20 protein-coding genes are annotated in these 17630 nt (G+C 62.9%); 17 read left to right on the top strand and 3 right to left on the bottom strand.

Going from position 1 to position 17630, the window contains the following annotated elements; all coding sequences use genetic code 11:
- Positions 1-1338, top strand: coding sequence for a phosphonate ABC transporter, permease protein PhnE (phnE, locus tag V3C85_RS17495; protein ID WP_331796834.1), 1338 nt, complete (start codon positions 1-3; stop codon positions 1336-1338).
- Between the two features lie 3 nt (positions 1339-1341).
- Positions 1342-2007: an SDR family NAD(P)-dependent oxidoreductase gene (locus tag V3C85_RS17490; protein ID WP_331796712.1), complete on the top strand. Its 666-nt coding sequence runs from the start codon at positions 1342-1344 to the stop codon at positions 2005-2007.
- 120 nt (positions 2008-2127) lie between these two features.
- Here V3C85_RS17490 and V3C85_RS17485 read toward each other — a convergent pair whose 3' ends face one another.
- A complete protein-coding gene (locus tag V3C85_RS17485) occupies positions 2128-3309 on the bottom strand; it encodes an alpha-D-ribose 1-methylphosphonate 5-triphosphate diphosphatase (protein ID WP_331796711.1) in 1182 nt (393 codons plus the stop codon).
- 85 nt (positions 3310-3394) lie between these two features.
- Positions 3395-4114 carry a phosphonate metabolism transcriptional regulator PhnF gene (gene phnF, locus V3C85_RS17480; protein ID WP_331796710.1) on the bottom strand — a complete coding sequence of 240 codons (720 nt, stop codon included), beginning with the start codon at positions 4112-4114 and terminating at the stop codon, positions 3395-3397.
- Between the two features lie 120 nt (positions 4115-4234).
- Here phnF and phnG point away from each other — a divergent pair, with 120 nt between their 5' ends.
- The 7 genes from phnG to phnN are packed head-to-tail and all read left to right on the top strand — an operon-like array spanning position 4235 to position 9228.
- Positions 4235-4687 carry a phosphonate C-P lyase system protein PhnG gene (phnG, locus tag V3C85_RS17475; protein WP_331796709.1) on the top strand — a complete coding sequence of 151 codons (453 nt, stop codon included), beginning with the start codon at positions 4235-4237 and terminating at the stop codon, positions 4685-4687.
- Complete coding sequence (gene phnH, locus V3C85_RS17470; protein ID WP_331796708.1) at positions 4684-5280, top strand: phosphonate C-P lyase system protein PhnH; 597 nt, start codon at positions 4684-4686, stop codon at positions 5278-5280. The genes phnG and phnH overlap by 4 nt, the downstream gene beginning before the upstream one ends.
- Positions 5280-6362, top strand: coding sequence for a carbon-phosphorus lyase complex subunit PhnI (locus tag V3C85_RS17465; RefSeq protein WP_331796707.1), 1083 nt, complete (start codon positions 5280-5282; stop codon positions 6360-6362). Before phnH ends, V3C85_RS17465 begins: the two co-directional genes overlap by 1 nt.
- Positions 6359-7243 carry an alpha-D-ribose 1-methylphosphonate 5-phosphate C-P-lyase PhnJ gene (locus V3C85_RS17460; RefSeq protein WP_331796705.1) on the top strand — a complete coding sequence of 295 codons (885 nt, stop codon included), beginning with the start codon at positions 6359-6361 and terminating at the stop codon, positions 7241-7243. Before V3C85_RS17465 ends, V3C85_RS17460 begins: the two co-directional genes overlap by 4 nt.
- Positions 7240-8019: a phosphonate C-P lyase system protein PhnK gene (phnK, locus tag V3C85_RS17455; protein ID WP_331796704.1), complete on the top strand. Its 780-nt coding sequence runs from the start codon at positions 7240-7242 to the stop codon at positions 8017-8019. Before V3C85_RS17460 ends, phnK begins: the two co-directional genes overlap by 4 nt.
- A gap of 4 nt (positions 8020-8023) precedes the next feature.
- Entirely contained in the window at positions 8024-8698 is a 675-nt protein-coding gene (gene phnL, locus V3C85_RS17450) for a phosphonate C-P lyase system protein PhnL (RefSeq protein WP_331796703.1), read from the top strand.
- Positions 8695-9228, top strand: a complete 534-nt coding sequence (gene phnN, locus V3C85_RS17445; RefSeq protein WP_331796702.1) for a phosphonate metabolism protein/1,5-bisphosphokinase (PRPP-forming) PhnN — start codon at positions 8695-8697, stop codon at positions 9226-9228. Before phnL ends, phnN begins: the two co-directional genes overlap by 4 nt.
- Here the strand turns inward: phnN and V3C85_RS17440 are convergent.
- Positions 9210-9890, bottom strand: a complete 681-nt coding sequence (locus tag V3C85_RS17440) for a DUF1045 domain-containing protein (protein ID WP_331796700.1) — start codon at positions 9888-9890, stop codon at positions 9210-9212. The two genes, phnN and V3C85_RS17440, sit on opposite strands and share 19 nt — an antisense overlap.
- A gap of 103 nt (positions 9891-9993) precedes the next feature.
- Here V3C85_RS17440 and V3C85_RS17435 point away from each other — a divergent pair, with 103 nt between their 5' ends.
- The 8 genes from V3C85_RS17435 to nqrF all read left to right on the top strand — a co-directional run bounded on the left by V3C85_RS17435 (position 9994) and on the right by nqrF (position 17628).
- Positions 9994-11136 carry an alpha-D-ribose 1-methylphosphonate 5-triphosphate diphosphatase gene (locus tag V3C85_RS17435; RefSeq protein ID WP_331796699.1) on the top strand — a complete coding sequence of 381 codons (1143 nt, stop codon included), beginning with the start codon at positions 9994-9996 and terminating at the stop codon, positions 11134-11136.
- 185 nt (positions 11137-11321) lie between these two features.
- Positions 11322-12410: a polyheme membrane-associated cytochrome C gene (locus tag V3C85_RS17430; protein WP_331796698.1), complete on the top strand. Its 1089-nt coding sequence runs from the start codon at positions 11322-11324 to the stop codon at positions 12408-12410.
- Between the two features lie 8 nt (positions 12411-12418).
- A complete protein-coding gene (locus tag V3C85_RS17425) occupies positions 12419-13540 on the top strand; it encodes a hypothetical protein (RefSeq protein ID WP_331796696.1) in 1122 nt (373 codons plus the stop codon).
- Complete coding sequence (locus V3C85_RS17420; protein WP_331796694.1) at positions 13537-14346, top strand: RnfABCDGE type electron transport complex subunit D; 810 nt, start codon at positions 13537-13539, stop codon at positions 14344-14346. The genes V3C85_RS17425 and V3C85_RS17420 overlap by 4 nt, the downstream gene beginning before the upstream one ends.
- A complete protein-coding gene (gene nqrC / locus V3C85_RS17415; protein ID WP_331796692.1) occupies positions 14339-15145 on the top strand; it encodes an NADH:ubiquinone reductase (Na(+)-transporting) subunit C in 807 nt (268 codons plus the stop codon). The genes V3C85_RS17420 and nqrC overlap by 8 nt, the downstream gene beginning before the upstream one ends.
- 1 nt (position 15146) lies before the next feature.
- The gene (locus V3C85_RS17410) at positions 15147-15809 is read left to right on the top strand and encodes an NADH:ubiquinone reductase (Na(+)-transporting) subunit D (protein WP_331796690.1); all 663 of its coding nucleotides are present in this window, start codon (positions 15147-15149) and stop codon (positions 15807-15809) included.
- Positions 15806-16408, top strand: coding sequence for an NADH:ubiquinone reductase (Na(+)-transporting) subunit E (nqrE, locus tag V3C85_RS17405; RefSeq protein WP_331796688.1), 603 nt, complete (start codon positions 15806-15808; stop codon positions 16406-16408). The genes V3C85_RS17410 and nqrE overlap by 4 nt, the downstream gene beginning before the upstream one ends.
- The gene (nqrF, locus tag V3C85_RS17400; RefSeq protein WP_331796686.1) at positions 16405-17628 is read left to right on the top strand and encodes an NADH:ubiquinone reductase (Na(+)-transporting) subunit F; all 1224 of its coding nucleotides are present in this window, start codon (positions 16405-16407) and stop codon (positions 17626-17628) included. The genes nqrE and nqrF overlap by 4 nt, the downstream gene beginning before the upstream one ends.
- The last annotated feature ends 2 nt before the right edge of the window (positions 17629-17630 follow it).

The raw sequence follows: 17630 nt of genomic DNA, 5'->3' as shown, positions 1-17630 counted from the left end.
ATGATCGCAACCCATACCGCCATGTCGACCGCATCGGGCGAACTCGCGCAGGCCATGATCCGCCGCTTCGCGCGAAAACGAGCGATAGCAATGGGCCTGCCGCTGTTGGTGCTGGCCTATCTCGCCTATACGGCCGTGGCCTTTGATCTTTCCGGATTGGCCCAACGCGCCCGCATGGATAATGCGGCCATCCTGTTGTCTGATTTCGTCAGCCATAAGGTGCATGTCACCCGTGACAACCGCACTGGCACCGTCACCGCAGCCTATGAGGGCGAAAACAAGGGCAGCTATCCGCCCGGCACCACCCCCGATTGGGTTGCGCTGCAGGGCGATGTCACACAGATAGATCTGGGCGACGGTCACCGCGTCACTTATGATGCGGCGGGTGCGCGCTATGTCGTGCCCGGCTATGGCACGATCGACATTCAGCCGCAGGGCAACCGCCTGATCCTGACCGCGCCGCAACCGCTGCCTGACTGGATCAACGCCTCTGACACGCGGGTCGCTGTCACCACTTCTGCCGGGCGCTTTTCCTATACCCGGTCCAAGGTCGAAACCTTCCGCTATTTCCCGGGGTGGGAGTTGTTTTTCTTCACTCTCGACAGCCCCTTTTACGGCAAGACTCTGGCAGAGCTGGCCGCACTCGCCCTGTGGGGGGAACGGGTCGATCGGGCCCGTGCAAATGCGCTGGGCATGGTGCAGGACTTCTGGACAAACCGCATGTGGCGGCATGGCGATGTGGCTTGGGCGCTGTTTGAAACTGTGCTGATGGCCTTTCTGGGTACCATGGGTGCGGCGATCGTGGCGCTGCCGCTGGCCTTTCTGGCCGCCCGAAACATCATGCCGCTCGGCCTGTTTCGCGGCGCGGTGCGACGCCTGTTCGATTTCGTGCGCGGGGTTGATGGCCTGATCTGGACCATCGTGCTCGCCCGCGCCTTTGGCCCCGGCCCGATGACAGGGGCTATTGCCATGCTGGTGACCGATACCGGCAGTTTCGGGAAACTCTTTTCCGAGGCGCTTGAAAACATTGACGAAAAACAGGTTGAAGGCTTGCGCTCGACCGGGGCAAGCGGCCTCTTGCGTGCGCGCTTTGGCGTGATTCCGCAGATCACGCCGATACTCTTGTCGCAAGTGCTGTATTTCCTGGAATCCAACACCCGCAGCGCTACGATCATCGGGGCGATTGTCGGCGGCGGCATCGGCCTGATGCTGACGCAGGCCATCCAGACCCAGAAGGATTGGGAAGAAGTGGCCTATTACATCGTCCTGATTGTGCTGATGGTCATGGCGATGGACAGCTTCTCTGGCTGGCTGCGCCGCAAGTTGATCAAGGGATAAGACATGACACAGACCGCACCACATATTCTCGTCACCGGCGGAGGGCGGGGCATTGGTGCGGCGCTCTGTGTTGACGCCCTTGGCCGGGGCTGGCGCGTCAGCACCACGTTGCGCAGCGGCGCGGCCCCGGCAGGGGTGACCGCCCACCCTCTTGACCTGCGCGATGTCGCGGCGCTTGCCGCCCTGTCGCAGGCTGTGGGTCCGGTTGATATATTGATCAACAATGCCGGCATCATGGGCCCGCGCGAGTCTGCCCTCGACCTGGTGGACTACGCAGGCTTTGCCGAGGTCTTGGCCGTCAACACACTGGCTCCCTTGGCTGTCTCGCAGGCGCTGCTGCCCAATCTGCGGGCTGCGGGGGGCGGGCGTATCCTGTCGATCTCCAGTCAGATGTCGGCCATGGGGCAAGCCAGTTCCAACAGCATCGCCTATAGGGCGTCAAAAGTGGCGCTGAACAAGGTGATGCAGGGCCTTGCCACCGATCTGGCCCCCGAAGGTATCGCTGTGGCGCTGATCAACCCGGGCTGGGTGCGCACCGATATGGGTGGGGCGCAGGCCGATCTCGACCCAGCCGATGTTGCCGCAGGCATCCTGGACATCGCTGATGGCCTGACCATTGCACAAACGGGGCAGTTCTTGCGCTATGACGGCACCCCCTTTGCGTGGTAGCGCGGGGGAGCCCGTGGGAAAGTCATCGGCGCAAAGATTAACGTTTCCCAAATGCCGGCGTGCAAGTCGTTGATTTTGTGTGGCCAGAAAGCTGTCTCTGCCAGAGACAACGCCCGCCCCCTATTCCGCCGCCAGCCGCATAGGCTGGCCCGGCTGCATCAGCCGCAGCGCCGCCTCTCCGCAGGCAAAGACCAGCCGCCCACCACAGATCACCGCCTCGATCTGGCGGCTCTCCTCATTCATGACAACCAGATCAGCCCTCAACCCCGCCGCAATCCGCCCCCGGTCGTGCAAGCCCAGGATGCGCGCGGGCGCGGTCGAGATCATCTGCCACCCCTTCGCCAGATCCAGCACCCCCAGATCAACCAGCGTCCAGATCGCCAGAGGCAGCGCCGGCAGATGATAGTCCGACACCAAAGCATCGCATAGGCCATCGCGGATCAGATCCACTGCCGCGATATTTCCCGACTGACTGCCTCCCCGCACGACATTCGGTGCGCCCATGATCACCGGGTCCCCCATCGCCCGCGCCGCCGCCGCAGCCCGCCGCGAGATCGGGAACTCAGCGATCCGCGCACCAATCATTGAAAAGAACTCACGCGTTTCAGCATCAGGGTCGTCATGACTGCCAAAGCGGACGCCCCGCTGTTCGAAGGCGTCGGCCAGTTGGCACAGCGTGCGCGGCACCGCTTTTGCGCAAGCCTTGGCGGCCTTTAGTCGGGCCAGCAGAGTTTCGGCCCCAACCCCCAACTTGCGCGCCCACAGACCAAAGGCTTCGGGTTGCTGGCGCGACATCGTCAACCCTTCCTCCAGATGGTCGTTGAACACGACATAGCCCAGATCAAAGCGGCGGACCGCTGCCATCAGCCGATCAGCCGCCTCTATAAAGTGCGTCTCTGCCCGCAATTGCACCCGCTGTTCTATCAGCGATTTCGGGCGATGCTCCTCTAGTGCCAGAAGCAGGGCCTCAGCATGGTCTGGGCCTCGGTGGCCACCTTCCCAGCTCCAGCCCTGAGCCAGATAGGTGGTGGTGACGCCATGAGTTGCGGCCTCGCGGTCGTAAGAGGCGAGGCCTGCCCAGAGGGGAAACGGTGCAGAAGGGCGAGGGAAGACGTGATGCTCGAACCCATCGCCATGCAGGTCGATGATGCCGGGCAGCACTGCATAGCCCGCAAGATCAACCTCGGTGCCGCCACCCTCTGTCAGTAAACCGCCCGCAAGTGTAAGCGGTTGATCGCTGAAGTACCCTTCCCGCAGGATGCGGGCGCGGGTCAGGCACAGGGGGGGCAATTGGGCTGGCATGGCAGGCTCTGGCGTTTGGGGCATGCGTTTGTGGATAGCGTTGCATCGCAACGCGGATGTGACACAGCCAAGGCCAACGGCACGTCTAGGTCAGATCTTCCGGCTGAACCGTCAACGCCACCTTGTCACCGGCAAACCATGTGGTGCCATATTCAATGGGCCGGCCGCTTTGATCGACATTCACCGCGACCGAGCGCAAGATCGGCGCACCCTGGGCAATTTGCAGCGTAAGTGCCAGAACCGGATTGGCCAGTTTGGCGGTGATGCGCGTTTCGGCGCGGGTATAATCGGCGATGCCGCAGGTTCCAAGCGCCGCAGTGATCGAGGCGTGTTCCTGAACCGCTTGCGGCAGGCCGGGCAGGGCAGCGGCAGGAAAGACAGACCGAAAGGTTGCCAGCGGGGCGTTGTCCGCCAAAGACACGCCCTCGACCACATGCACCAAGTCCCCGGGCAAGAGATGCAGTGCTTTGGCCTCGTCTTCATCGGCAACGCGGGTATCTATCAGCGTGATCCGGCGCGAAGCGCTGCGTCCGCTTGCGGCCAGATTCTGCTGAAACCGAACCCGGCGGCCCAGTGGGTAGTCAGTGGGGTGGGTGGTCACAAAAACACCTGCACCGCGCCTGCTGTGCACCGTGCCAGCTTCGGCCAGAGCTGCCAGCGCCTGCCGCACGGTATGTCGGTTCACGCCAAAGCGGGTGGCCAGTTTGGCCTCGGTTGGCAGCTTGTCCCCTGTGCGATAGTGGCCCGCCGCAATCTCGGCTGCCAAGGCGGTGTGGATCGTTTGCCAAAGGGTTTGACGCGTCATCGTGGGGCCTTTGTTACGAAAAATTCACAACAGTCTTGTTGAGCGATGCAGAGCGTTCGGCTAAGCATTTGTCTAGTTGTATAGTAATCTAGACAAATCAGCAAGATGTCGAGGGCCTGCATGACCACTGAAAAGGCGACTGCGAAAACCCCGCGCCAGATCTGGATGGCGCTGTTGGCAAAGGCCGATCCGGCACGGTTGGTGGCGTTGTTCCCCGATCTTCCCATGCATGAGGTGATCCGAAGCCCCGAGGTGGGGGCGGTGATGGTGCGTGGTAGGATCGGCGGCACGGCAGCACCGTTCAATCTGGGTGAAATGACAGTGACCCGCGCCACTGTGCGACTGGCTGATGGCACGGTGGGCCATGCCTATGTGCAGGGCCGTGACCGCGCCCATTGTGCCCGTGCGGCGGTGCTGGATGCGCTTCTGCAAACCGCCGCCGAGCCGGACCTGCGCCGCACTGTGCTGGATGTGCTGGCCACCGAAGTCGTTGCCACCCGGCAGGCACGCGCGGAAAAAGCGGCGGCGACGAAGGTTGATTTCTTTACCTTGGTGCGTGGAGAAGACGCATGACATCCCAAGCCCAGGATCTGCTTTCGGCTGGCTTTGCCGATTTTCCGGTGCAATCGGCCCGCGCCTTTCGCATTTTGCTTGAGGCGATGGCTCGACCGGGCAGCCTGCATTGGCTGGCAGATGCGCGGCCACCTGCGCCAATGTCGGCTGCGGCGGGCACCACGTTGTTGACACTGGCCGACGACACCACGCCTGTTTTTCTATGCGCCAGTGTCGACAGCCCGGCCTTACGGGGATGGATCGCCTTTCACATCGGGGCGCCGGTTCTGGCGGCTGATGCGCCCGATCTGAGTTCGGCGCGCTTTGCCTATGGCCCGTTGGCCGAGATCGCGACGTATCTGTCGCGTCTGCATCCGGGTGAGCCGGATTATCCCGACCGCTCGGCCACGGTGCTGATTGAAATGCCCGCCTTGCGGGCCGAGGGGGTGCGGTTGACGGGGCCGGGTATTCAGGCTGAGGCGTATTTGAACCTGTCCGATCCGGCGTTGTTTCAGGCCAATCATGCGCGCTTCCCCTTGGGCTTTGATTTTTATCTGACCTGTAGGTCGCAGATCGCGGGGGTGCCCCGATCCACCAACGTGGGGGAACGCTGATGTATGTGGCCGTCAAAGGGGGAGAACGAGCGATAGACAATGCTCATGCCTGGTTGGCTGAAGAACGGCGGGGCGACCGGTCGGTGGCAGATCTGACGCTGTCGCAAATCCGGCAGCAGTTGAAGCTGGCAGTAAACCGGGTGATGGCCGAAGGCAGTCTGTATGACCCCGATCTTGCTGCCTTGGCGATCAAGCAGGCGCGGGGCGATCTGATAGAGGCGATTTTTCTTATCCGCGCCTATCGCACGACGCTGCCGCGCCTTGGGGCCTCGCTGCCGATCAATACAGCTGAGATGGTGTTGGATCGCCGGATTTCGGCCACGTTCAAGGATGTGCCGGGTGGGCAGGTTCTGGGGCCGACCTTTGACTACACCCATCGGTTGCTGGATTTCAAACTGGCTGCCGAGGGGGAGGTTCCCGCCGCCCCGAGGGCGCCAGTGACGCCGGGCCCGGTGCCGCATGTGACCGGGCTTTTGGATCGTGACGGGCTGATTGAGGCGGCCCCGCATGACAACACGCCACCGCCTGATCTGACGCGTGATCCGCTGGAATTGCCAGCCGACCGCGCCCTGCGCTTGCAAGCGATTACCCGTGGGGATGAGGGTTTTGTGCTGTCGATGGCCTATTCCACGCAGCGCGGCTATGGGCGGACCCATGCCTTTGTCGGGGAATTGCGGATTGGGGTTTTGGCGGTCGAGCTTGAGCTGACCGAGCTGGGGTTTGCAGTCGAGATCGGCGAGATCGAGGTGACGGAATGTGAGACTGTCAACCAGTTCAAGGGCAGCCGGACCGAACCCGCACAATTCACCCGCGGCTATGGGCTGGTCTTTGGCCAGTCAGAGCGCAAGGCCATAGCCATGAGCCTTGTGGACCGGGCCTTGCGTTGGAAAGAGCTGGGCGAAGAGGACAGCGGTGCACCGGCGCAGGATGAGGAATTTGTTCTGTATCATTGTGACAACGTGCAGGCGACCGGGTTTTTAGAACATATCAAGTTGCCCCACTACGTCGATTTCCAATCCGAGCTTGAACTGGTCCGCCGTCTGCGCGCCGAGGCCAACCCGCTGAAGGAGGCCGCAGAATGACCGAAGGGCATGCCTATAACTTCGCCTATCTGGATGAGCAGACCAAGCGTATGATCCGCCGGGCCATTCTGAAGGGCATTGCCATTCCCGGCTATCAGGTGCCGTTTGCCAGTCGTGAAATGCCGATGCCCTATGGCTGGGGCACGGGGGGGGTGCAGGTAACGGCAGCCTGTCTGGTGCCCGAAGACCGGCTGAAGGTGATTGATCAAGGAGCTGACGATACCACCAATGCCGTCAGCATCCGAAAGTTCTTTCAGCGCACCGCAGGCGTCGAGGTGACCGAGCACACTTGCGATGCAAGCGTGATTCAGACCCGGCACCGTATTCCCGAAGCGACACTCATCCCGGGCCAGATACTGGTCTATCAGGTGCCGATCCCCGAACCGCTGCGTTTTCTGGAGCCGCGCGAGACAGAGACCCGCAAGATGCACGAGCTGGAGGAATACGGGCTGATGCATGTCAAATTGTATGAGGACATTGCCCGGCACGGTCAGATTGCCACCAGCTATGCCTATCCAGTCAAAGTTGAGGGGCGCTATGTGATGGACCCTTCGCCCATTCCGAAATTCGACAATCCCAAACTTTCGGGCTCGGCTGCCATACAGTTGTTCGGTGCCGGCCGTGAACAGCGGATCTATGCGCTGCCGCCCTATACCGAAGTGGTCAGCCTAGATTTCGACGACCACCCCTTTCAACCCACGAAAGCGCCGCATGCCTGCGATTTATGCGGGGCCGGGGAAAGCTATCTTGATGAGGTGATCACCGATGATGTTGGCACGCGGATGTTCGTCTGTTCGGACACCGATTTCTGTGTGGTTCGCCGAGAGGCGGGGCATGAGGGGCGGCTTGCTCACCAGAGCGCACATGAGGTGATGGCATGACCCCGCATAGCCCTTTTACAGACCAGCCACTGTTGCAGGTGCAGGGTCTGAGCAAAGCTTATGGCACGCGCGTCGGGTGCGCGGATGTATCGTTTGATCTGTTCCCCGGCGAGGTGCTGGGAATTGTCGGAGAAAGTGGTTCAGGCAAGTCGACGCTGTTGACGGCCATTGCCGGGCATCACGCGCCTGATCGGGGACAGTTGACCTATGACGGGCGCGATGTGCTTGCGATGGGAGAAACCGATCGTCGGCGGTTGATGCGCACCGAATGGGCCTTTGTGCATCAGAACCCGCGCGATGGGTTGCGCATGGGGGTAAGTGCTGGCGGAAACATTGGTGAGCGGTTGATGGCTGTGGGGGCGCGCCACTATGGCCATATCCGCAGCATGGCGACGGATTGGATGGGGCGGGTTGAAATTTCCGCCGACCGGATCGATGACCGCCCGAGCGCGTTTTCGGGCGGTATGCAGCAGCGTCTGCAACTTGCACGCAATCTGGTGACGGCTCCGCGACTGGTGCTTATGGATGAGCCCACCGGCGGACTGGATGTCAGCGTGCAGGCTCGTTTGCTGGATCTGTTGCGCGGGTTGGTGCGCGATCTGGGCCTGTCGGTGATCATTGTAACGCATGATCTGGCCGTGGTGCGGCTGTTGGCGGATCGGCTTATGGTCATGAAGTCGGGTCGGGTGGTCGAGCAGGGCCTGACCGATCAGGTGCTGGATGACCCCCAACACGCTTACACCCAGCTGCTTGTTTCCTCTGTGTTGCAGGTCTGACGCCATGATCGAGATCGAAAACCTCTCCAAGAGCTTTACCCTGCACAATCAGGGTGGCGCTCTCCTTCCGGTTATGGCCGGGGCGGCGCTGACAGTGCGGCACGGCGAATGTGTCGGACTGGTTGGCCAGTCGGGGGCAGGCAAATCCACGCTGATGCGCATGGTTCACGGTAATTACCTTGCGGAGGGTGGGCGCATACTGGTGGGTGATCTCGACGTCACCCGTGCAACGCCTCGTCAGATCATTCATCTGCGCCGCCAGACCTTGGGCTATGTCAGCCAGTTCCTGCGGGTGGTGCCACGCGTGCCAACACTGGATGTGGTGGCCGAACCGCTGCTGCATCTGGGCCAGCGGCCAGAGCAGGCACAGGCCCGAGCCGCCGATTTGTTGGCCCGGCTGAACATTCCGCAGCGGCTGTGGGCCTTGTCGCCCTCCACCTTTTCAGGGGGAGAACAGCAGCGCGTGAATATCGCCCGTGGCTTTGCCCATGACTTTCCTGCGATGTTGCTGGATGAGCCAACGGCCAGTCTTGATGCCGAGAACCGTGATGTCGTGCTGGCCCTGATTGAAGAGGCCAAGGCGCGTGGGGCTGCGATTTTGGGTATTTTTCACGATTCCGCCGCGCGGGCGCGGGTATGTGACCGGCTGGTTGATGTGACCGCCTTTACGCCGGGATGAGCGGGATGATCTTTGCCGTGGTTGGGCCTTCGGGGGTGGGAAAGGACACGCTTTTGGCCGGGGCCTGCGCGCGACGCCCTGATCTGCGGCTGGTGCGCCGGGTGATCACCCGCCCCGCCCATGCGGGCGGCGAACCGTTCGAAGGGATAAGCGAGGCAGAGTTTGCGCGCCGCAAGGCTGCGGGCGCCTTTGCGCTGGATTGGCAGGCACACGGTCTGCGCTATGGCATTCCGCACGATCAGATAGGCGGGCGTGGTCCTGTGGTCTTTAACGGTTCACGCCTTGCTTTGCCGCAGGCCGTGTCGGCGTTTCCAGATTTGAAGGTTATTCTGATCACTGCGCCCGAGGCAGTTCTGGCCACCCGGCTGGCAGCGCGTGGTCGCGAAACGGCAGCTGATGTTGAACAGCGCCTGCGTCGTGCAGCCTTTGCCCTGCCCTCGGGAATCAAAGCGGTGACAGTGATCAATGATGCCAGTGAAGAGGTCGGCATCGCGCGATTGCTGGCCGCGCTTCAGCCGGACAGGGGATAGCGGTGCAGCAGATGAAACCGCCCAATGGCATCTTCGCCAAACAGGCACAGATCTTGAACCACAAAGGGGCGCGGCAGGACCGGGCCGAAATGGACCTGAGCAGCCTGCGTGACCTGCGCTACCTGATCGGCGGCAAGCTGGCCTGTCAGTGTCAGGTGAAAGCGGAACTCCTCCATCACACCGGGATAACCCCAGTGATCCAGCAGGGCCAGTTGGCGGGGCGACAGTTGGTCGGGCCGGCGTTTGGCGCGCTCTGTGGCGGTAAGTGGAGCGCGCAGGGCATTGGTGCCCGCGACCACCTGTGCCGCAAGATCCCGCAGCGCCGCTTCTCTGCCAATGGGGGTAAGTGCCAGAAAGCCGTGCAGGTTTTCGATCTGCAGCCCGGCGCAGGTGACGGGGGCCAGTTTGTGCGCAAGATCCGCGATGGTCTGAGCGATTTGGCCTGCCGTCAAGCCATCGACCGGGCGGAACGGTGCGCGGATGGTGGCGTGAAAACCGTATTTGCGCGGCGTTGCGGTCAGGTTGGCCAGTGGTGCGGGCAGGCCAGCAAGCTTTGGGTGCGCCACTGGCTTGCCCAAAGCCGCGTCCCAGCCCAGCCATGCCGCAGCGTGGGTGGCAAAGGCGCCCTCTCTCGGGGCGAAGTAAACGGCGAAGCGCTGCATCTTTTCCATCGTGGTGAACTAAACGGGCAGTGTCACACAAGTGTGACGGTTTGATGCGATCTGACCTGCCTTGCCCATCAAGCACAATACAGGAACTATTCAGATGACCGAGATGATCCTTGCGAATGCCACCCTTGTTCTGCCGACAGAGGTGCTGACCGGATCGATCGTTATGCGGCAGGGGAAGATCGCTGCTATCGACCAAGGTTGCGCCGTGCCGCCGGGGGCGGTGGATTGCGAGGGCGATCTGGTCACGCCGGGATTGATCGAGTTGCACACCGACAATCTGGAGCGCCATATCGAACCGCGCCCGAGGGTGAATTGGCCGCATCGCGCTGCGATCGTGGCACATGACGGTGAGTTGGCCAGCACCGGGATCACCACGGTGTTTGATGCGCTGCGCGTGGGGTCGGTGGTGTCGACGGCCAAGGCAAACTACGGCGAATATGCGCGCGCCCTTGCGAATGAAATTCTGGACTTGCGCGCTGAGGGGGCCTTGCGGATCAGCCATTTCCTGCACCTGCGGGCTGAGATCTGTTCGGAAACCCTGGTTGCGGAAATGGCGAAGTTTGGTCCTGATGACCGCATCGGAATTGTCAGCCTGATGGACCACACCCCCGGCGAGCGGCAGTTTCGTGATCTGAGCAAATTGCGCGATTATATCTGCGGCAAGCAGGGCTTGTCCGAGGCCGAGTTTCTGGAGCATGTTGCCCGTCAGCGCGGCCTGCGCGACAGGGTGGGTGCCCTGCATGAGGCAACAGCAGTGGCCGAAGCGCGGCGTTATGGGGCGACACTTGCCAGTCATGATGACACAACCGCACCGCAGGTTGCAGTCTCGGCTGCCCATGGGGCGCATTTCGCCGAGTTTCCGACAACAGTCGAAGCGGCACAGGCCTGCCATGCTCATGGTATAAAGGTGATGGTTGGGGCGCCAAACCTGATCCGGGGCGGAAGCCATTCGGGCAATGTGGCGGCCATCGATCTGGCGCGGGCTGATCTGCTGGATATCGTCTCGTCAGACTATGTTCCGTCGTCCTTGCTGGCGGCGGCGCTGATGCTGGGTGATCTTTGGGGGGATATGGCTCGCGGTTTTGCCGCAGTGACCGCTGCCCCTGCAGATGCCACCGGGTTGTCTGATCGGGGGCGTATGTTGGTCGGGGCGCGGGCGGATGTCATCCGCGTTTCAACCCGCCACTCAGCGGCGGTGTTGCGGGGAGCTTGGGTGCAGGGTAAATGTGTGGCCTGAGGAGTGGCAACAACCAACGCCACCTGCGAAAATTTGTGCGGCCAAGAGAGAGCAGCATGATAAATGCCTGCGTTTTGCGCGTATCGGAAGCCAAATCCACGCCCCATTGATCTGAGTCAAGCCGGTTGGGAGATTTCCTGCTACGGTTGCAGTATTGCGGCATTTCATCACAGGAGCACCAATCCATGCGGTATAGTTCTCTCGGGGCATTGGCGATTTTCTGTCTTGCGATTGGTGTGCAGCCCGCACTGGCCCAAACTGGCCCTTCGGCCCATGACGAGGCGATCTTGCGGGCCTGGTTGGCCTCGCCCCATGCTGATTCTACATCCGAGGCCTTTCGGCACTGGGATACCGAGGCCGAAATTCCGGGCACCTGCGCCGTTTGCCACTCGACCACGGGGATCGTTGATTACCTGTCGGCGCCGCAGACATCGGCTGGTGTGATTGATCATTCGGTGCCCATTGGCACCACGGTCGAATGCGCCGCCTGCCACAGCGACGGGGCCAAGGCGCTGACCGAAGTTCTGTTCCCGAATGGGCAGGTGGTCAGCAACGACTCGTCCTCGGCGGTGTGTTCGGTTTGCCATCAGGGCCGCAGTTCGATGGATCGGGTGACGGCTGCTGTCGGTGCGCTTGCGCCTGATACGGTTGCGCCCGACCTGCGCTTTATCAACATCCACTATGCTGCGGCGGCCTCGACCCAATTGGGTGCCGAGGTGCGGGGCGGGTTTCAATATGATGGCAAGGTTTATGCCGGGCCCTTTGGCCATGTGCAGGGGCTGAACAGTTGTGTCAGTTGTCATGGTGCGCATGACACAGAGGTCAAGCTGGAAAGCTGCACCACCTGCCACCAGGGCGCGGCCGAGTTCAGTGCCATTCGCACCACGCCCGTTGATATTCTGGGCGATGGCAATACCGCCGCCGGGATCGGGGTGGTTATCGATACGCTGCATGGGCGGCTGAATGGGGCGATCATGGCTTATGCGGCGCAGGTGGTGGGCAAGCCGATTGCCTATTCGGTGGATGCCTATCCCTACTTTTTCAACGATCTGAACGCTGATGGGGTGGCCGATGCTGCCGAAGCGGTGTTTCCCAATGCCTATCAAAGCTGGACACTGCGCTTGCTGCAAGCGGCCTATAATTACCAGTTTGTCGGCAAGGATCACGGGGCCTATGCCCATAACCCGCATTATGCCACGCAGCTTTTGATCGACAGCATGGAAGATCTGGCCACAATGGCCGACATCGACACCAGCGGTTTGATGCGCCCTTGATGCCGGGCATGACGCAAGCCGATGTGGGGCCAGCCGAAGTGCGGCCGGACGGCGCGGTGCGCTGTGTGGCTGTGCTGGCCCGCGATTACCCGGATGTGATCTTTGATTTGCGGGTGGCCGAGGGCGACAAGGTGCTGGCGGGGCAGGCCCTGTGTCATGACAGGGCGCGACCAGAGATTTGTCTGGTCAGCCCCGTGGCTGGCAGGGTCAGCCACATCAGCTTTGGTGCGCGGCGCAGGTTGGCCCGGATTGACATTGCCGTTCAGGCAGACAGCGACGCCGCACGGCGGTTTGATACGCTGGTGCCCCAGGATGATGGTGCCGGATTGCGGCGGCTGTTGCAGCAGGCCGGGGCTTGGGCCAGCTTTCGGACCCGTCCCTTTGGCCATTTGCCTGACCCGGATGCCAGCCCGGCGGCCATTTTCGTGATCGCGGCCATGGCCGATCCGCGGCTGCTGGATACCGAGTTGCTGCACCGTGGGATGGCGGCGCTAAAGCTGTTGACGCCGGGGCCGCTGATCCTGTGTCAGCCCCCCGGCCCGCCGCTGCTGCCCGAGGATGACCGGCTGCGCCTTGCCCGTTTTTCTGGCCCGTCGAGGGCGGCGGGGCCGATGATCCACCGGATGATGCCGGTATCGCGCCAGCGCATGGTCTGGCAGGCCACTGCGCAGGATGTGGTGGCGATCGGGCATCTGTTGGCCTGCGGGCAGATCATGGGCACCCGCGTGGTGACGCGGGCGGGGCAGGGGCCGGTGGTGCTGCCCCTGGGCGCCGTGCTGGACCGGGCGTCACAGCCCTGTCTGGGCCGGTATGATCTGCATTTGGATGACGCCGCCGCTGATCAGCGCCTGCCGGTCTGGAAGCGCCTGTTGGCCCGGTTGCCGCAGGCCAAGGGGGCGGCGATGCTGCCGCTGGAGTCGTTTGAGCGCGCCTTCCCCTTTGCCATCCTGCCTGCGCCCTTGATGCGGGCACTGGCCTGTGGCGATGTGGAAACGGCCGAGCGGTTGGGCTGTCTGGAACTGCTGGAAGAGGATGTTGCCAGTCTTGGCGCGCTCTGCCCCTCGGGCAGCGATTACGGTGCAATGTTGCGCCGCGTGTTGCGCAGCCTGGCGCAAGAGGTGCGGGCATGACGATGGTGCAAACCACCCCGGTCTGGCGATGGGAGGCGAACCGTATCACGGCTGTCACGGCCCTTGCGCTGCTGCCTGCCTTGGCGATGGCCGTGGCCGAGCGTGGGGGGGCGATGATCGGGCCGGTGGCCTTGGCCTTGGGTGTCTGGGCCGTTTGGGCCGGGATGTTTGCGCGGCTGCGCGGCCAGCCTTTGGCGTGGGACATGATCGTGCCGGCGTTGGTATTTGTGCTGATGCTGCCCGGTGCCGTGCCGCTGTGGCAACAGGGGGTGGCGCTTAGCTTTGGCTTGGTTCTGGGCGGGTTGATCTTTGGCGCGCGGGGGCGGGGGTTTGTGAACCCGGCGGTTGTCGCGCTTGCCTTTCTGCTGTTTTCATTTCCCGGCGCAACGGCGGGCCAACCCGGCCTTGGCGTTGCTATTGGCGCGGGCTTGGGCGGGGCGGTTCTGCTGCTGCTGGGGCTGATCTCGGGACGGGTGGTGCTGGGGTTCGGCCTTGGCCTGGCGGCGCTGATGGCGCTGCAGCCCGCGCCGGATTGGGCCGCGCTGACCAGTGCCACGCTGGCCCTTGGGCTGGTGTTCCTGATCGCAGATCCGGTGGCTGCGGCCTGCACCAATGTCGGGCGGTGGGTCTACGGCGGCTTGGCCGGGGCGCTGGTGGCTGTGCTTGGCGCGGGCGCGGCGGGGGTGGGGGCACTGGCCCCGGTGGTTTTTGCGGCCCTTTTGGCCAGCGTTTTTGCCGCGCTGATCGACCAGATGGTGATTGCCGCCAATGTTCGCTACCGCAAAGGGCGTCAGCATCATGGCTAACCTTTCCGCCCTGGCCCTGTGGCGGCGCTTTCTGGCCATGCCCAATGACAGCCCGGTCAAGGCGATGGGTGTGGCCTTTCTGGTGGCACTGGTTGCGGCTGTGACGGTTTCGGCCACGGCTGTTGCGCTGAAGCCAAGGCAAGAGGCCCATGTAGCCGCTGCCCGTCAGGCCAGCCTTGATGCGATGATGGCCCGCCTGCCGGGGCTAGAGGCCATTTTGCGCGACAGCGGGGCGGAGCGGTTAGAGGCGGTTGTCGTGGCACTGGACAGCGGCCAGATCGACCCTGCGGTGGAGGCCGCGAGCTTTGATTATCTGGCGGTGCAGACCGATACGGCGCAGGGGCTGGCCCTGAGTGCCGACGAGGATATCGCCCGCATCGGCCACCGCCCCAGCCATGCCCCGGCCTATCTTTTGCAGGGGCGCGACGGGTTGGCGCTGGTGGTCTTGCCGGTTTACGGCACGGGCTATCAATCGACGATCCGGGCCTATCTGGCCTTGCACAGCGATCTGGTCACGGTCGCAGCACTGAGCGTTTACGAACAGGGCGAGACGCCGGGCCTTGGGTCGCGCGTGACCGATCCGGCGTGGCAGGCAAGCTGGGCGGGCAAGACGCTGCGCGATGCCGATGGTGCCATCAGCATCACTGTGGTGCGTGGCGCGGCAAGTGCAGAAACCGAGGTGGATGGCCTGACGGGGGCCACACGCTCGGCCACCGGGGTTGCCAATCTTGTGCGGTTCTGGCTGGGGCCGCAGGGGTTTGGGCCCTTTCTTGATCAGTTGAAAGCCGGGGGGCAATAGAATGGCCGGATCAAACCTGCGCCACCTGACCGCACCGCTGATCGATGCAAACCCGATCACGCTGCAAATGCTGGGCATCTGTTCGGCCCTGGCCGTGACCACCGCTCTGGATACGGCGCTGACCATGGCTGTGGCGTTGACGGCGGTGCTTATGGTCGCCTCGGCGGCGATCAGCCTGATCCGCAACCACTTGCCATCGGCGATCCGGTTGGTGGTGCAGATCACCATCATCGCCGCGCTGGTGATTGTCGCGGATCAGCTGTTGCGTGCCTTTGCCTATGACATCAGCCAGCGGCTTTCGGTCTTTGTCGGGCTGATCGTCACCAATTGCATCGTTCTTGGCCGGGCCGAGGCCTTTGCCATGCGCAACCCCGTCTGGCCCAGTGTGCTGGATGGTCTGGGCAACGGGCTTGGCTATGGCATCATCCTGCTGGCCGTGGCCACCCTGCGCGAAGGGTTGGGGGCCGGCACGTTGTTTGGGGTGCAGGTCTTGCCATTGGCCAGCGAGGGTGGCTGGTTCACGCCGCTGGGGTTCATGCTGCTGGCACCCAGTGCGTTTTTCATCATCGGGGGGATGATCTGGCTGATCCGCAGCCTGCGCCCTGATCAGGTCGAGGCGAATGCCTATCCCGTGGCCCCCCCGGCCGAGGAGGCCCGGCCATGACCGACATCTTCTTTCGCGCCATCTTGCAGGAAAATCTGGCGCTGACCTTCTTTCTGGGCATCTGCACCTTTCTGGCGGTGTCGAAACGGGTGGATACCGCGCTTGGTCTGGGTGTGGCGATGATCGCGGTTCAGACGGTGACGGTGCCGGTAAACCATCTGATCTTTCAGGGGCTGCTGGTCGAGGGGGCCTGGGCCTGGGCGGGCCTGCCCGAGGTTGATCTGACCTATCTCAAGCTGATCTCGTTCATCGGGGTGATCGCGGCCATCGTGCAAGTTCTGGAAATGGCGCTGGATCGGTTCGCCCCGGTCCTGCACCGCAGCCTTGGCATTTTTCTGCCGCTGATCACCGTCAACTGCGCAATCCTGGGGGGCAGCCTGTTCATGGTTGAACGCCGGCTGACCCTGCCCGAGAGTGTGGCCTATGGGCTTGGCAGTGGCATTGGCTGGGCCTTGGCGATTGTCACCTTTGCCGCCATTCGGGAAAAGCTGCGCTATGCCGATGTGCCCAAGGGGCTGCGCGGATTGGGTCTGGCCTTTGTTGTCACCGGATTGATGTCGATGGGCTTTTCCGCGCTGATCGGGGTGGGCGCGGGATGAGTGACATCGTTCTGGGCAGCGCGGTCTTTGTTGGCATCGTTCTGGTGCTGGTGGCACTGGTGCTGATGGCGCGGGCGGTTTTGGTGCCATCGCGCCCGGTGGTGGTGCAGGTGAATGGGGGGCAAAGCCTGACGGCACGCACCGGCGATCGTCTGCTGACGGTTCTGGGCGACGCGGGCTTTGCCATCCCATCGGCCTGTGGGGGGGCTGGCACCTGTGGTCAATGCCGCGTCACCTTGGGCACCGGCTGTCCGCCCGCGCTGCCGACCGAGGCTGCGCTGCTGACGCGGGCAGAGCTGGCCGCAGGTGTGCGTCTGGCCTGTCAGACCACGCTGCGCGAGGCGCTGTCGGTGCAATTGCCCGAAACGATGCTGTCGGCGCAAAGCTATGCATGCACTGTTGTCTCTTGCCGCACAGTGGCCCCGTTGATCCGCGAAGTGGTGCTGCGCCTGCCCGGTGGGGCCGATTTCCGGTTTACGCCGGGGGCCTTTGTCATGGTCGAGGCCCCCCCCTATGATCAGGCCTTTGCCGATTACGAGGTTTCGCCCCCCCATCAGGCCGCATGGGCCAAGATGGGGTTGCAGGGGCTGGTGGTGCACAGCCCCACGGCGCAATCGCGGGCCTATTCGATGGCCAGTGTCGCCAGTGACGGCGATGGGGTGATCGTCTTGCTGATCCGTCTGGCCTTGCCGCCCCCGCAACACCCCGACGTGTCGCCGGGGCTGGTGTCGTCTTATCTGTTTGGCCGCCGGATTGGCGATCTGGTGCAGATCTCGGGGCCCTTTGGGTCTTTCGCCGCGCAGGACAGTGATCGTGAGATGGTGTTCATCGGCGGCGGTGTTGGCATGGCCCCCTTGCGGGCGATCATCCATGATCAGCTGCGGCGCAAGCAAACATCCCGCAAGATAAGCTTTTGGTATGGTGCGCGCAGCCGGGTTGATCTGTTCTATGATAAAGAGTTCGACCAGCTCTGTGCCGAATTCCCGAACTTTAGCTGGACCCCGGCGCTGTCAGACCCCGCGGCCGAGGATGACTGGCACGGGGCGACCGGGTTTGTGCATCAGGTGGCCTTGCAAAACCATCTGGCCACGCATCCGGCCCCGCAAGACTGTGAATACTATCTGTGCGGCCCGCCGATGATGATCCGCGCCGTGCTGGCCATGCTAGAGGATCTGGGCGTCAGCCCCGATCACATCTTCAACGACGACTTCGGAGGGTGACC

Origin of the sequence: Pseudotabrizicola sp. L79, assembly GCF_036553525.1 — a bacterium.
GTDB lineage: Bacteria > Pseudomonadota > Alphaproteobacteria > Rhodobacterales > Rhodobacteraceae > Pseudotabrizicola.
The sequence above is the reverse complement of the archived record's forward strand: the minus strand, read 5'-3'. Positions and strand labels throughout refer to the sequence as shown.

Excerpts from the sequence above, each read along its gene's own strand:
- V3C85_RS17435 (WP_331796699.1), top strand. The coding sequence starts at position 9,994 with ATGACCGAGATGATCCTTGCGAATGCCACCCTTGTTCTGCCGACAGAG.
- phnF (WP_331796710.1), bottom strand. The coding sequence starts at position 4,114 with ATGACGCGTCAAACCCTTTGGCAAACGATCCACACCGCCTTGGCAGCC.
- phnL (WP_331796703.1), top strand. The coding sequence starts at position 8,024 with ATGATCGAGATCGAAAACCTCTCCAAGAGCTTTACCCTGCACAATCAG.
- nqrC (WP_331796692.1), top strand. The coding sequence starts at position 14,339 with ATGGCTAACCTTTCCGCCCTGGCCCTGTGGCGGCGCTTTCTGGCCATG.
- V3C85_RS17490 (WP_331796712.1), top strand. The coding sequence starts at position 1,342 with ATGACACAGACCGCACCACATATTCTCGTCACCGGCGGAGGGCGGGGC.
- V3C85_RS17485 (WP_331796711.1), bottom strand. The coding sequence starts at position 3,309 with ATGCCAGCCCAATTGCCCCCCCTGTGCCTGACCCGCGCCCGCATCCTG.
- phnG (WP_331796709.1), top strand. The coding sequence starts at position 4,235 with ATGACCACTGAAAAGGCGACTGCGAAAACCCCGCGCCAGATCTGGATG.
- phnK (WP_331796704.1), top strand. The coding sequence starts at position 7,240 with ATGACCCCGCATAGCCCTTTTACAGACCAGCCACTGTTGCAGGTGCAG.
- V3C85_RS17410 (WP_331796690.1), top strand. The coding sequence starts at position 15,147 with ATGGCCGGATCAAACCTGCGCCACCTGACCGCACCGCTGATCGATGCA.
- V3C85_RS17440 (WP_331796700.1), bottom strand. The coding sequence starts at position 9,890 with ATGCAGCGCTTCGCCGTTTACTTCGCCCCGAGAGAGGGCGCCTTTGCC.
- V3C85_RS17460 (WP_331796705.1), top strand. The coding sequence starts at position 6,359 with ATGACCGAAGGGCATGCCTATAACTTCGCCTATCTGGATGAGCAGACC.
- V3C85_RS17465 (WP_331796707.1), top strand. The coding sequence starts at position 5,280 with ATGTATGTGGCCGTCAAAGGGGGAGAACGAGCGATAGACAATGCTCAT.
- V3C85_RS17430 (WP_331796698.1), top strand. The coding sequence starts at position 11,322 with ATGCGGTATAGTTCTCTCGGGGCATTGGCGATTTTCTGTCTTGCGATT.
- phnN (WP_331796702.1), top strand. The coding sequence starts at position 8,695 with ATGAGCGGGATGATCTTTGCCGTGGTTGGGCCTTCGGGGGTGGGAAAG.
- V3C85_RS17420 (WP_331796694.1), top strand. The coding sequence starts at position 13,537 with ATGACGATGGTGCAAACCACCCCGGTCTGGCGATGGGAGGCGAACCGT.
- phnH (WP_331796708.1), top strand. The coding sequence starts at position 4,684 with ATGACATCCCAAGCCCAGGATCTGCTTTCGGCTGGCTTTGCCGATTTT.
- nqrE (WP_331796688.1), top strand. The coding sequence starts at position 15,806 with ATGACCGACATCTTCTTTCGCGCCATCTTGCAGGAAAATCTGGCGCTG.
- phnE (WP_331796834.1), top strand. The coding sequence starts at position 1 with ATGATCGCAACCCATACCGCCATGTCGACCGCATCGGGCGAACTCGCG.
- nqrF (WP_331796686.1), top strand. The coding sequence starts at position 16,405 with ATGAGTGACATCGTTCTGGGCAGCGCGGTCTTTGTTGGCATCGTTCTG.
- V3C85_RS17425 (WP_331796696.1), top strand. The coding sequence starts at position 12,419 with ATGACGCAAGCCGATGTGGGGCCAGCCGAAGTGCGGCCGGACGGCGCG.